Raw genomic sequence first — 13,254 nt, forward strand, 5'->3', positions numbered from 1 at the left:
TGTGAATCAGATCACCCTTAACCGATCAAATCAGAAATAATTATTCGTTTTCGATGAATATCCCAGATCAAAACACTGGTTTGTTGATGATGAGTTAACAGATTGTATTGGTTGTGTTCTGAATGAGCGAAAATAAGCCAAAAATATCCCGTATGGCTTATTTTGGCACTATTTGTGGAGTGGCTTTAATTTTGACAGAAATAAATTTGAATAGTTATTCAAAGCATAAACCGATAACCGATACCGGTTTCGGTTAATAGATGGCGAGGGCGAGCGGGGTCAACTTCAAGTTTTTGACGCAGGTGTCCCATATATATGCGTAAATAGTGACTATGTTCCACAGCGTTGGGTCCCCACACCTGACTCAGAAGCTGACGTTGGGTCAGGACCTTACCGTGGTTGTTGAGCAAAACTGCGAGCAGGCGAAACTCTATCGGGGTGAGGTGGATCTCCTCTTCACCGCGAACAATACGTCGTGCAGCGAGATCGACCTGCACATCACCGAAAGTGTACGTCGGGTCGGCAGGGACGGTGGCACTGTGGCGACGTAGCGCAACACGAAGGCGAGCCTGTAACTCGCCAATTCCAAAAGGCTTAATGAGATAGTCGTCCGCGCCAGCATCCAGCGCGGCGATTTTATCCGTCTCTTCGGTGCGTGCGGAGAGCACCAGAATCGGCATCTGGCTCCACTGGCGCACCTCACGAATAAAATCGATGCCGTCGCCATCCGGCAGACCGAGATCGAGGATCACCAGGTCCGGCTTGCGGGTGGCGGCTTCAATCAACCCGCGCTGGAGCGTACCGGCATCATGAACGCGCAGGCCGTCACCTTCCAGCGCAGCACGCAGAAACCGGCTAATGGCGAGTTCATCTTCAACAATCAGGACGTTGATCACAAATCCTCTGGTAATTCATCAAGTTCTGGCGGGGTTTCCAGAGGAAGTGTAACACAAAAACGTGCGCCTCCTTCCGGGCGATTCTCCGCCGAAATGGTGCCGCCATGGACGTCAATAATGGCCTGGCAGATCGCCAGACCCAGCCCGACACCCGGAATGGCAGACTCTTTATTGCCGCGCGAGAATTTTTCGAAAATCGCTTTTTCCTGACCGGCAGGAATACCGGGCCCGGTATCCCAGACTTCAAGGCGAAGCGTATTATCTTCCACCGTGGCGTTCACCCCGATTTGCGCTTTTGCTCCGGCATATTTGCCCGCATTTTCCAGCAAATTGATTAACACACGTTCAAACAACGGACCATCCACGTGAATTAGCGTCAGGGGCTCAGGCATGTTCAGCGCGATATGCCGCCCACCGAGACCGGGCTCCAGCATTTTCAGCGCGCTTCCCACCACTTCCTCAAGTGTCAGCCACTCTTTTTTGAGGTTGAACCCGCCAGACTGTATCCGTGCCATATCAAGCAGGTTATTCACCAGCCGCGTGGTGTTCAGCACATGCTGGCGGATCTCGCTGGCCTGCAGGGCATGTTTTGAACCTTCAGCCGCCAGATCCAGGGTCAGAATTTCCGACTGGCCAAACAACACGGTGAGAGGCGTGCGAAGATCGTGGGAGAGGGCCGCCAGCAACGAGTTACGAATGCTTTCACGCTCGCTTGCCAGACGCGCCTGCTCTTCGCTCGCCGTCAGCGCCAGTCTTTCGAGCGCACTGGCAACCAGCAGCGTAAAGGTCTCCAGCAGCCTTTGCTGCTCGGGGATCATCAGCTGGCGCAGATTAGACGGCTCGACGATGACCAGCCCCTGATTTTTATCGGCACTGCGCAGCGGCAGGATCTGATACGGCACGCCGGGCAGGGTGTCTGTCCCTGCACCGGCCGGTAAACCTTTATCGAAGCTCCAGCGCGCAATGGCTTCATCCCAGGGCGTCATGCCCGAGGCCGACGTCAGCGGGCGTAATTTCCCGTGCTCGTCCGGGAGTAAAATCAGGTTGCTGGCATTAAAGGTCGAGCGGATAAACTGCTCGCTGGTCTGCACGATATCCAGCGGCGTGCGGCCTACCGCCAGCGATTTGGACATCTCGTATAAATGTCGGGTGCGCTGTTCACGATAGCGGGCGATACGCGCCTGATAGCGAACGCCCGCCGTCAGATTCCCGATCACCAGTCCGACGGTGAGCATCACGGCAAACGTGAGGACATACTGTACATCCGAGACGGCGAGCGTCCCGCGCGGATCAATAAAGAACAGATCAAAGCTGATGACGTTGATCACCGTTGCCAGTACTGACGGCCAGCGCCCGTAAAAGAGAGCAACCACGACCACGCCAAGCAGGTAGATCATCACCAGGTTGGCCGCGTCAAAGGCAATCAGCCATTTGCTGGCAATAAGGGTTATCAGGGCGCAGAGCACGACGGCGATCAGACAGCCGCGGATCTGAATTCGCCATTTATCACCAAAGGTACGGCTGTCGGGCGCGCGGTTGGGGAGCGGTGTGGGTTTGTCATCCAGTGCCACGACCACCAGATCCAGGTCGGGCGCGCGCCGGGCCAGTTTGTCGGCAAACGATTCGCGGCTAAACCAGCGCCGGTGCTGGCGACGGCCAATGACAATCTTGCCCAGGTTGTGCTCACGCGCGTAGCGCAGAATGGCTTTATCTTCCTGCGGATCGGAGAGGGTAGCGGTTTCCGCCCCCAGCTCCTGGGCCAGACGCAGCGAACTGAGGATCGCGCGACGCTGGTTTTCAGGCAGGGCGTGAAGCTGTGGCGTTTCGACATATACCGCATGCCAGACGCTGCCAAATTTCGCGGCCAGCCGGGCGGCGGTACGGACAAGCTTTTCATTGCCGCTGCCGTGACCTATGCACAGCAGGATGGCATCCCGCGTATGCCAGACGCGTTCCTGTCCTTGCAGATCGCGCCAGGCGCGCATCTGGTCATCCACACGATCGGCGGTGCGGCGCAGGGCCAGTTCGCGCAGGGCGATCAGGTTGCCTTTACGGAAGAAGTGTTCGATGGCGCGCTCGGCCTGGCCTGCAATATAGACTTTTCCTTCATGCAGGCGCTGGCGCAGGTCATCGGGCGGCAGGTCGACCAGCACCACTTCATCCGCGGAATCAAAGAACGGATCGGGTACCGTTTCGCGCACCTAGATGCCGGTCACGCCGCTGACCACGTCGTTCAGGCTTTCCAGATGCTGAACATTCACCGTGGTGAAGACGTCAATCCCGGCTTCAAGTAACTCTTCAACATCCTGCCAGCGTTTGGGGTGACGTGAGCCTGGCGCATTACTGTGCGCCAGTTCGTCCATCAGAATAAGGGCGGGGCGGCGGGCGAGGGCGGCGTCGAGATCGAACTCCGTCACCAGCCTGCCACGATGGCTGATACGGCGAGGGGGCTGCGTGGCAAGCCCCTTCAACAGCGCCGCGGTCTCTTTACGGCCGTGGGTTTCCACCACGCCGATGAGAATATCGAGCCCCTGAGCCCGCAGTCGTTGAGCTTCTGTCAGCATGGCGAAGGTTTTCCCGACGCCCGCGCAGGCGCCGAAGAAGACTTTCAGTTTGCCACGATGGGCTTCAGCTGTTTGTTCGAGCAGCCTGTCAGGATCCGGGCGCAAGGGCTCGTCGGTCATTTAGTTTTTCCTTAGCGCGTCCAGCGCCAGATTCAGCTCAACAATATTCACTACCGGCATACCAATGAAACTGACCAGCGGTTTTTGCGTGTGCTCTGCCACCAGTTGACTGACCTGTTCGACGGTCAGATGACGGGCAGCGGCAACGCGCGGGATCTGCCAGGCCACCGCTTCAGGCGTCAGGCTGTAATCCAGTCCGCTGGCGGAGGCGGTCACCAGTTCCACAGGCACCTCCCGGCTGGCCTGCGGATTGGCGCTACGCAGGGCCGCCACGCGCTCAGCGATGGCTTTGTCCAGCTCAGGGTTACTGCCCGCCAGGTTACTCCCGCCGGATGCCATCGGATTATACGGGCTTTCGGCGGTGGCGGAAGGGCGTCCCTGGAAGTAACGGGCATCCGTAAAGTTCTGACCAATCAGGCGAGAGCCGCGGTTTTCACCCTGCTGTATAATCAGCGAGCCATTGGCCTGATCCTTGAACCACCACTGGCCCAGCGCGGTGGTCACCAGCGGGTAAAGCCCACCGGTAATAAGCGACAGCAAAATAAACAGAAGTATAGCGGGACGTAACATCGTCATTTGATTCACCTTTTAAACCAGCCCGAACAGCGTTAACAGCAGGTCGATAACCTTAATACCGATAAAGGGCACCAGCAGCCCGCCCAGCCCGTAAATCCACAGGTTACGGCGCAGCATGGCTGCGGCCGTCAGCGGCTTATAGCTCACCCCTTTCAGCGCCAGCGGGATCAGGAAGACAATAATCAGGGCGTTGAAGATCACCGCACTGAGAATGGCCGAAGACGGGGAGTGGAGGTGCATCACGTTCAGCGCATTCAGCTGCGGATAGGTGGCCGCGAACGCCGCGGGAATGATGGCGAAATATTTTGCCACGTCATTGGCGATACTGAACGTGGTCAAGGAACCGCGCGTCATCAGCATCTGTTTACCGATGTGCACCACTTCAATCAACTTGGTCGGGTTAGAGTCAAGATCGACCATGTTGCCCGCCTCTTTTGCCGCCTGCGTACCGGAGTTCATCGCCACCGCCACGTCGGCCTGTGCGAGGGCAGGGGCATCGTTGGTGCCGTCACCCGTCATCGCCACCAGGCGGCCTTCCGCCTGGTACTGACGGATCAAGGCCAGCTTGGCTTCCGGTGTGGCTTCCGAGAGGAAGTCGTCCACGCCCGCTTCTGCGGCAATGGCGGCGGCAGTCAGCCGGTTATCCCCGGTGATCATCACCGTTTTGATCCCCATTTTACGCAGCTGGGCGAAACGCTCTTTGATACCGCCTTTGACGATGTCCTTCAGCGCAATCACCCCCAGTACATGGGCTCCTTCAGCCACGACCAGTGGTGTGGCCCCCTGACGGGCAACGCTCTCAACCAGATTGTCCACTTCCGGTGGGAAATGACCGTTGTTGGCTTCAATGTGGCGACGAATGGCGTCAACGGAACCTTTACGGATCATGCGGTCCTGGATGTTGATACCGCTCATTCGGGTTTGCGCCGTGAAGGGCACAAACGTGGCATGCAGGCTCTGCACATCACGCTGGCGCAGATTAAAGCGCTGTTTCGCCAGAATCACGATGCTGCGGCCTTCCGGCGTTTCGTCGGCAAGAGACGAGAGCTGGGCGGCATCTGCCAGCGTTTTTTCATCCACGCCCGGGGCAGGTAAAAACTCGGAGGCCTGGCGGTTGCCGAGGGTGATGGTCCCGGTTTTATCCAGCAGCAGAACATCCACATCACCTGCAGCTTCTACGGCACGTCCGCTGGTGGCGATAACGTTCGCGCCCAGCATGCGGCTCATCCCCGCCACACCGATGGCAGAGAGCAGGCCGCCAATGGTGGTTGGGATCAGACAGACCAGCAGCGCCACCAGCACGGTGATGCTGACTGCGGTGCCACCGTAGCTGGAGAAGGGCCACAGCGTGGCGGTGGCCAGCAGGAAGACGATGGTAAGGGCCACCAGCAAAATGGTCAGGGCAATTTCGTTGGGGGTCTTACGACGCTGCGCGCCTTCTACCATGGCGATCATCCGGTCAAGGAAGGTTTCGCCCGGGTTGACACTGCACTGGATCACCAGCCAGTCGGAGAGAATACGCGTCCCGCCCGTGATCGAGGCGAAATCACCGCCAGATTCACGAATGACCGGTGCGGATTCCCCGGTGATGGCGCTTTCGTCAACGGAGGCTCCCCCTTCAATCACTTCGCCATCACAGGGAATAATGTCACCGGCTTCCACCAGGACCACATCGCCTTTACGCAGTTCATCTGCCGGCACGTGGTCCATCTGCGCGCCGTATTTTGGCTCACGTAATTTGCGTGCGAAGGCGGTCTTTTTTACCCCTTTCAGGCTGTTGGCCTGCGCTTTACTGCGGCCTTCCGCCAGCGCTTCGGCAAAGTTGGCAAACAGCACGGTAAACCACAGCCACAGGCTGATCGCTCCGGTGAACATCACGTTGCCTGGAAGGTGACCCGTTCCCATGGCAATCGCCAGGGCGGTAGTCAGCACGCTGCCTGCCCAGACGATAAACATCACCGGGTTGTGCCACTGCACGCGCGGGCTTAACTTTTTCACCGCATCCATGAGCGCCTGACGAACTAACGACGGTTCGAACAGGGCCAGTTGTTTACGACTCATGACAAATTCTCCGCAAAATCAGCGTAAAGAGAGGGTTTCCGCGACCGGGCCTAACGCGAGGGCGGGGATAAAGGTCAGGGCACCTACCAGCAACACGGTGCCGGTCAGCAGGCCAACAAACAGCGCACCGTGGGTCGGTAATGTGCCGGTGGTGGTCGGTTGAATTTTTTTATTCACCAGCGATCCGGCGATGGCCATCACCGGCACAATCACCCCGAAGCGGCCGACAAACATGCAGAATGCCAGCAGACAGTTCCAGAAAGGTGAGTTGGCGCTTAAGCCTGCAAAGGCGCTGCCGTTGTTGTTAGCCGCAGACGAGACGGCGTAGAGCACTTCACTAAACCCATGGATACCCGTATTAAAGATGCCGCTGCGCCCGGCGTCGGTCATCAGGGCCAGGGCGGTGCCGAGCAGCACGAGGGCAGGCGTGACCAGAATCGCCAGCGCGGTTAATTTCATTTCCCGTACGTCGATTTTTTTACCGAGGTATTCCGGGGTACGGCCAATCATCAGTCCGGCGATAAACACCGCCAGCAGTACAAACAGCAGCATGCCGTAAAGACCTGAGCCCACGCCGCCAAATACCACTTCGCCAATCTGCATCAGCCACATTGGGATCATGCCGCCCAGCGCCGTAAAGGAGTCATGCATGGCGTTAACCGCCCCGCACGAGGCTGCCGTGGTGACCACCGCGTACAGGCTGCTGGCGAGAATGCCAAAGCGACTCTCTTTCCCTTCCATATTGATCGCGCTGTCTGCGCCCAGCGTCAGGAAGTGAGGGTTACCGTTCCATTCCGCCCACATCACCAGCGCGACGCAGACCACGAAGATAAGAGACATGGTCCACAGCAGGGTCCGTCCCTGACGGCGGTCGTTTACCACATCGCCAAAGGCAAAGCAGAGCGCGGCGGGGATCAGGAAGATCGCCAGCATCTGTACAACGTTGGTCAGCGCGGTTGGGTTTTCAAACGGATGCGACGAGTTGGCGTTGAAGAAGCCACCGCCGTTGGTACCGAGCATTTTAATGGCTTCCTGCGATGCCACCGGCCCCATAGGCAAAAGCTGTTTTGCCCCTTCAAGGGAGGTGTAAGGCGTGTAAGGCAGCAGGTTTTGCAGGGTGCCTTGCTGAATAAAGAACAGCGCGATGATCAGGGCCACAGGGAGTAATATCCACAGGGTGATGCGTGTCAGATCGACCCATGCGTTGCCCAGCGTGCTGATATTTTGACGCGCAAAGGCACGCGTGAGCGCGAAGATCACCGCAATGCCGGTGGCAGCAGAGAGGAAGTTTTGCACGGTTAACCCGGCCATCTGGCTAAAGTAGCTCAGCGTGGTTTCCCCGGCATAGGACTGCCAGTTGGTGTTAGTGACAAAGCTGACTGCCGTGTTCAGCGCCAGATGCCAGGACAGACCCGGCAACTGCTGCGGGTTGAGCGGTAAGCTACCCTGCAGCATCAGCATGGCGAAGAGGGCGACAAGGCCGACAATATTCAGTAGCAGGATCGCCAGCAGATACTGACGCCAGTTCATTTCCCCATCCTGGATTCCCAGGACGCGCCAGATCCCTTTTTCAACGCGACCTGCCACCGGCAGCGGCACGTTGTTGATCATCCTTGCCAGCACTGTTCCCAGCGGTCTTGCCAGAAGGAACAGCACCCCTAAAAAACTGGCAATAAGCAAAAACGCCTGAGCAGCCATCAGAATGCCTCCGCATTAATCAAGGCATAAACCAGATAACCCAATAACAGGAACACCAGCACGATGCCGGCAATAAGACCTGCACTCACAATCCACCTCCGGGTGACATTTGTATTTGTGCTAACGGTAGGATTTATGGCGCAAAGATTTCGCAAAAATCAGGACGGGGGGTGTAAAAAAAGTATAAAAATGGCAAAGCCCACAATTTAACTATTGGTAAGTAAATCTTTAACTTTTTTGTAACTTAATTACGGCGTGAATGTAAATTTTGGCTAAACAGGTGAAAATAAGTGGTCGGATGAGTAGTAAAATTACAAACAAAGCGATATTATTTTAGCCAGGTCACAGTTTTTGAATTTTCCGGAGTCAGTTTCCGGCCAACTACAGGGGAGAAAAATATGGATCTTTATAAAGAGTATCCGGCTCATATCGTGTTCATGCGTCGCGCTTTCGCCGTAGTGGCTGGCGTGCTGGCCCTGCCGGTGATGTTGTTCTGGAAAGATCGCGCACGTTTTTACAGCTATCTGCACCGCGTCTGGGCGAAAACCAGCGAGAAGCCGGTGTGGATGGATCAGGCCGAAAAAGCGACCTGTGATTTTTACTGATACTAAGACTACACACAGCAATAAAAAAACCGCCTACAGCAATGTGGCGGTTTTTTTGTCCCTCCGGATTCGCGGTCCGTTGGGTGGTTTTCAGGCATATCTTCTTTTTCTGAGTAATCAAACTGCCACTCCCTTATTTCATCCCGTCTACACTTCATGGCAAAGTAGTTCAATACGTGCCTTTTTCCTTTTACGGCATGCCCTTACGGATATAATGGACAATTGCCTGGAGTTTTATGCCCACCCATCTGGTTTGGTTTCGCGCGGATCTGCGTCTGCATGACAACATCGCCCTGGCGGCAGCCTGTCGCTCTGAACACGCCCGCGTGCTGGCGCTGTTTATCGCTACCCCCGGACAGTGGCAGCAGCATGATATGGCCCCCCGTCAAGCCGCTTATCTCTGTTCGCATCTGAATGCCCTGCAACGTTCGCTGGCGGAAAAAGGCATTCCGTTGATTTACAAAGAGGTCAGTGATTTTGCCGCTCAGCTCAGCGCGGTACAGGAGGTCTGTCAGCAGAACGACGTCACGCATCTTTTTTACAACTACCAGTACGAATTCAATGAACAGCAGCGCGATCGTCAGCTGGAGCGGATCCTCGGGGACGTAGAGTGTCAGGGATTTGATGACAGCGTGATGCTGGCGCCGGGCAGCGTGATGACCGGCAATCGCGAGATGTATAAAGTCTTTACGCCATTTAAAAATGCATTTATCAAACGGCTGAAAGAGGCGCTGCCGGAGTGTGTTGCCGCGCCGTCCGCGCGAGGGGAGAGTGTAAACAACCTGCCTGAACTGACGTTTGACTATCCGCAACAGGCGTATGACCACGCTTTATTCCCGGCTGATGAAAAAGCGGCAATCGCGCAGTTGCGCCAGTTCTGCAAAACGGGGGCGGCCGCTTACGACGCACGCCGGGATTTCCCCGCCATTGAAGGTACCAGCCGGTTGTCGGCCTGTTTAGCGCTGGGCGTGCTTTCTCCGCGCCAGTGTTTACACCGTCTTCTGGCAGAGCAGCCCCACGCGCTGGAGGGGGGCGCTGGTTCGGTATGGCTTAACGAGCTTATCTGGCGCGAATTCTATCGTCATCTGATGACGTATCACCCTGAATTATGTAAACATCGACCTTTCATTCGCTGGACCGATAATGTGCAGTGGCAGCAAAACGAGACGCTGCTGCAGGCCTGGCAAAAGGGTGAAACCGGCTACCCGATTGTGGACGCCGCGATGCGCCAGCTGAATGAAACTGGATGGATGCATAACCGCCTGCGGATGATTACCGCCAGCTTCCTGGTGAAAGATCTGCTTATCGACTGGCGTGTCGGGGAGCGGTATTTTATTTCTCAGCTGATCGATGGCGATCTGGCGGCGAATAATGGCGGCTGGCAATGGGCGGCCTCGACCGGAACCGATGCGGCACCTTACTTCCGGATTTTTAATCCCACCACGCAGGGACAAAAATTTGATGCGGACGGGACGTTTATCCGCCACTGGTTGCCTGCGCTGAAAGCGGTCCCCGCTAAGGCGATCCACGACCCGTGGGCATGGGCGGACAAACAGGGCGTAACGCTCGATTATCCTCGCCCGATTGTTGAACATAAACAGGCGCGCGTCGCCACGCTGGCGGCGTACGAAGCGGCCCGTAAAGCTTAAGAGAGTCATGATGAAAAACACCGAACTGGAAAGTCTGATCAACGAAAAACTGAACAGCAGCGCCTTCAGCGACTACGGCCCGAACGGGTTACAGGTCGAAGGGCGCGACACGGTGCAAAAAATTATCACCGGCGTGACCGCCAGTCAGGCGTTGCTGGATGAAGCCGTGCGTCAGGAGGCCGATGCTGTCATCGTCCATCACGGCTATTTCTGGAAAAACGAATCGCCGATCATTCGCGGCATGAAGCGCAACCGTCTGAAAACGTTGCTGGCAAATGATATCAACCTGTATGGCTATCATCTGCCGCTGGATGCGCACCCCGAGCTTGGCAACAACGTTCAGCTCGCGCAGCTGTTAGGGATCACCGTGATGGGTGAAATTGAGCCGCTGGTGCCGTGGGGCGAGCTGTCGATGCCGGTGCCGGGTCTTGAGCTGGCCTCATGGATTGAAGCGCGTCTGGGACGTCGTCCGCTGTGGAGCGGTGATACCGGTCCGGATACGGTGAAGCGTGTCGCCTGGTGCACGGGTGGCGGTCAGGGCTTCATTGATAGCGCCGCGCGTTTTGGTGTTGATGCGTTTATCACCGGTGAAGTCTCCGAGCAGACTATTCATTCAGCCCGTGAACAGGGGCTGCATTTTTACGCGGCAGGTCACCATGCCACCGAACGCGGCGGCATTCGCGCCCTGAGCGAATGGCTGACCGAAAATACCGATCTGGATGTTACGTTTATTGATATCCCTAACCCGGCCTGATGAGAGGTACCTGAGTGCAGCGAGCGCGTTGTTATCTTCTGGGTGAAACGGCGGTGGTGCTGGAGCTGGAGCCGCCCGTTACCCTTGCGACCCAAAAGCGTATCTGGCGGCTAACGCAGCGTCTGGTGGAGGTGCCTGAGGTGGTTGAGGCGATCCCGGGGATGAATAATATCACCGTGGTGCTGCGTAATCCGCATACGCTGGCACTGGATGCCATTGAGCGTTTACAGCGCTGGTGGGAGGAGAGCGAAGCGCTGGAGCCGGAATCCCGCACGATTGAGATCCCGGTAGTGTATGGTGGCACAGGGGGACCCGATCTTGGCGTGGTGGCTGAACACTGCGGGCTAACCGAAAAACAGGTCGTTGAGCTGCACGCCTCTGTTGATTATGTGGTCTGGTTTTTGGGATTCCAGCCGGGCTTCCCGTATCTGGGTGGACTCTCCCCGGCGTTACACACGCCACGCCGCGCTGAACCGCGCCTGAGCGTGCCGGCGGGTACCGTCGCGATTGGTGGCGAACAGACGGGCATTTATCCGCTCACATCGCCGGGGGGCTGGCAGCTCATCGGACACACATCCATGCCGTTATTTGAACCGGGGCTGGAATCGCCGGTCCTCCTGCGTCCTGGCGACACCCTTCGCTTTATTCCGCAGAAGGAGGGGGTATGTTAACGCTTATTCGCGCCGGGCTTTACACCTCCGTTCAGGATGCGGGTCGCTTTGGTATGCGCCAGTCTGGCGTGAGCTACTGTGGCGCGCTGGACAGGCCGGCGCTGGAGATTGCCAACGTGCTGGTGGGTAACCCCGGCAATACAGCTGCGCTCGAAATTACGCTGGGGCAGTGTGTCATTGAATTCAGTCAGGAGACCTGGTTTGCCTTAACCGGCGCCGGGTGTGATGCCACGCTTGATGGCAAAGCGGTCTGGACCGGCTGGCGGCTGCGGGCGAAAGCCGGACAGCGTTTAACGCTAAAGCGTCCGCTGCACGGGGTTCGCAGTTATCTTGCCGTTGCCGGTGGGATTGACGTGCCGGAGGTGCTGGGTTCATCCAGTACCGATCAGAAAGCCGGTATTGGTGGTCACGAAGGACGTTTGTTGCGCGATGGCGATCGCCTGGCGATAAAACCGTCAACGCGACACTTTTCCACCGCACAGGGCGTGAAGCAACTCCTCTGGGGAAACCAGATCCGCGCCCTGCCGGGGCCGGAGTATCAGGAATTTGATGAGGTGTCTCAGGAGTCTTTCTGGCGCTCGCCATGGAAGATTAGCCCGCAGAGTAACCGCATGGGGTATCGTCTTCAGGGGCAGCCGCTGACCCGTACCACAGACCGCGAGCTGCTTTCTCACGGTTTATTGCCCGGCGTCATTCAGGTGCCGGGTAACGGTCAACCGATTGTGTTAATGAACGATGCGCAAACCACGGGCGGTTACCCGCGTATTGCCTGCATCATTGAGGCCGATCGCTACCATCTGGCGCAAATTCCTCTCGGACAGCCGATTCACTTCGTGCAATGCTCCCTGGAGGAGGCGCTGAAGGCGCGGCAGGACCAGCAGCGTTATCTGGAACAACTGGCGTGGAGGCTTGATGGTAAAGATTGATTTAAATGCCGATCTGGGCGAGGGCGGCAGCGCCGACGCTGAACTGATGACCCTGGTCACCTCGGTGAATGTCGCCTGCGGCTTTCACGCGGGTGATGCACAAACGATGCTGGCGAGCGTGCGCAATGCCATCAAAAATGGTGTTGCGATAGGGGCGCATCCGAGCTTCCCTGACCGGGAGAATTTTGGCCGCACGGCGATGGATCTCCCGTCCGAAACGGTCTACGCCCAGACGCTTTACCAGATTGGCGCGCTCGAGGCGATTGTGCGTTCCCAGCAGGGCCTGCTGCGCCACGTGAAGCCCCACGGTATGCTTTACAACCAGGCGGCAAACGATCCCGTTCTGGCGGATGCTATCGCCCGGGCGGTGTTCGATTGCAACCCGCAACTGATCCTGGTTGGCCTGGCGGGGAGCGAGCTTATCCGCGCCGGCCAGCGTCTGGGGTTAACCACCCGGCAGGAAGTGTTTGCCGACAGAGGGTATCAGCCCGACGGAACCCTGGTTCCCCGTTCACAGCCCAACGCGCTGATCACCGATGAGTCTCTGGCGCTGGCGCAGACGCTTCAGATGGTGCGCGAGGGAACAGTGAGAGCGGTTGATGGTGCAACCGCCAGCGTTCAGGCTGACACAGTATGCTTACACGGTGATGGCGAGCATGCGCTGCAGTTTGCCCGCCGCTTACGGGCGGCGTTTGCAGAGCAGGGGATCCTCGTCAGCGCCTGAAAATCATAAG

The 13,254-nt window shown here is 57.3% G+C and carries 11 protein-coding genes and 1 pseudogene; 6 read left to right on the forward strand and 6 right to left on the reverse strand.

Going from position 1 to position 13,254, the window contains the following annotated elements:
• Positions 1–218: 218 nt before the first annotated feature.
• The 6 genes and pseudogenes from kdpE to kdpF all read right to left on the reverse strand — a co-directional run bounded on the left by kdpE (position 219) and on the right by kdpF (position 8,004).
• Positions 219–896, reverse strand: coding sequence for a two-component system response regulator KdpE (kdpE, locus tag EKN38_RS04990; protein ID WP_014831101.1), 678 nt, complete (start codon positions 894–896; stop codon positions 219–221).
• A pseudogene (kdpD, locus tag EKN38_RS04995) lies at positions 893–3,580 on the reverse strand (two-component system sensor histidine kinase KdpD). The gene kdpE and the pseudogene kdpD overlap by 4 nt, the downstream one beginning before the upstream one ends.
• The gene (gene kdpC / locus EKN38_RS05000) at positions 3,581–4,156 is read right to left on the reverse strand and encodes a potassium-transporting ATPase subunit KdpC (RefSeq protein WP_014831103.1); all 576 of its coding nucleotides are present in this window, start codon (positions 4,154–4,156) and stop codon (positions 3,581–3,583) included.
• A gap of 12 nt (positions 4,157–4,168) precedes the next feature.
• Positions 4,169–6,217, reverse strand: coding sequence for a potassium-transporting ATPase subunit KdpB (kdpB, locus tag EKN38_RS05005; protein ID WP_014831104.1), 2,049 nt, complete (start codon positions 6,215–6,217; stop codon positions 4,169–4,171).
• 18 nt (positions 6,218–6,235) lie between these two features.
• Complete coding sequence (gene kdpA / locus EKN38_RS05010) at positions 6,236–7,915, reverse strand: potassium-transporting ATPase subunit KdpA (protein ID WP_014831105.1); 1,680 nt, start codon at positions 7,913–7,915, stop codon at positions 6,236–6,238.
• Positions 7,915–8,004: a K(+)-transporting ATPase subunit F gene (kdpF, locus tag EKN38_RS05015; protein WP_014069365.1), complete on the reverse strand. Its 90-nt coding sequence runs from the start codon at positions 8,002–8,004 to the stop codon at positions 7,915–7,917. The genes kdpA and kdpF overlap by 1 nt, the downstream gene beginning before the upstream one ends.
• 309 nt (positions 8,005–8,313) lie before the next feature.
• On the opposite strand from kdpF, the gene EKN38_RS05020 reads away from it, so the two are divergent.
• From EKN38_RS05020 to pxpA, 6 genes are all read left to right on the forward strand, one after another.
• Entirely contained in the window at positions 8,314–8,520 is a 207-nt protein-coding gene (locus EKN38_RS05020; protein WP_013097552.1) for a YbfA family protein, read from the forward strand.
• Positions 8,521–8,756: 236 nt separating this feature from the next.
• Positions 8,757–10,169, forward strand: coding sequence for a deoxyribodipyrimidine photo-lyase (phrB, locus tag EKN38_RS05025; RefSeq protein WP_014831106.1), 1,413 nt, complete (start codon positions 8,757–8,759; stop codon positions 10,167–10,169).
• A 10-nt stretch (positions 10,170–10,179) separates the two neighbouring features.
• A complete protein-coding gene (locus EKN38_RS05030) occupies positions 10,180–10,923 on the forward strand; it encodes a type 2 GTP cyclohydrolase I (RefSeq protein WP_014831107.1) in 744 nt (247 codons plus the stop codon).
• Between the two features lie 14 nt (positions 10,924–10,937).
• The gene (gene pxpB, locus EKN38_RS05035; protein ID WP_014831108.1) at positions 10,938–11,594 is read left to right on the forward strand and encodes a 5-oxoprolinase subunit PxpB; all 657 of its coding nucleotides are present in this window, start codon (positions 10,938–10,940) and stop codon (positions 11,592–11,594) included.
• Positions 11,588–12,520 carry a 5-oxoprolinase subunit PxpC gene (gene pxpC, locus EKN38_RS05040; RefSeq protein ID WP_014831109.1) on the forward strand — a complete coding sequence of 311 codons (933 nt, stop codon included), beginning with the start codon at positions 11,588–11,590 and terminating at the stop codon, positions 12,518–12,520. The genes pxpB and pxpC overlap by 7 nt, the downstream gene beginning before the upstream one ends.
• On the forward strand, positions 12,507–13,244 hold the full coding sequence (pxpA, locus tag EKN38_RS05045; RefSeq protein ID WP_014831110.1) for a 5-oxoprolinase subunit PxpA: 738 nt from the start codon (positions 12,507–12,509) through the stop codon (positions 13,242–13,244). Before pxpC ends, pxpA begins: the two co-directional genes overlap by 14 nt.
• The last annotated feature ends 10 nt before the right edge of the window (positions 13,245–13,254 follow it).

It is taken from the genome of Enterobacter sp. WCHEn045836 (assembly GCF_003965585.1).
GTDB lineage: Bacteria > Pseudomonadota > Gammaproteobacteria > Enterobacterales > Enterobacteriaceae > Enterobacter > Enterobacter dissolvens.

Excerpts from the sequence above, each read along its gene's own strand:
- EKN38_RS05020 (WP_013097552.1), top strand. The coding sequence starts at position 8,314 with ATGGATCTTTATAAAGAGTATCCGGCTCATATCGTGTTCATGCGTCGC.
- kdpC (WP_014831103.1), bottom strand. The coding sequence starts at position 4,156 with ATGACGATGTTACGTCCCGCTATACTTCTGTTTATTTTGCTGTCGCTT.
- kdpA (WP_014831105.1), bottom strand. The coding sequence starts at position 7,915 with ATGGCTGCTCAGGCGTTTTTGCTTATTGCCAGTTTTTTAGGGGTGCTG.
- EKN38_RS05030 (WP_014831107.1), top strand. The coding sequence starts at position 10,180 with ATGAAAAACACCGAACTGGAAAGTCTGATCAACGAAAAACTGAACAGC.
- phrB (WP_014831106.1), top strand. The coding sequence starts at position 8,757 with ATGCCCACCCATCTGGTTTGGTTTCGCGCGGATCTGCGTCTGCATGAC.
- pxpC (WP_014831109.1), top strand. The coding sequence starts at position 11,588 with ATGTTAACGCTTATTCGCGCCGGGCTTTACACCTCCGTTCAGGATGCG.
- kdpB (WP_014831104.1), bottom strand. The coding sequence starts at position 6,217 with ATGAGTCGTAAACAACTGGCCCTGTTCGAACCGTCGTTAGTTCGTCAG.
- pxpA (WP_014831110.1), top strand. The coding sequence starts at position 12,507 with ATGGTAAAGATTGATTTAAATGCCGATCTGGGCGAGGGCGGCAGCGCC.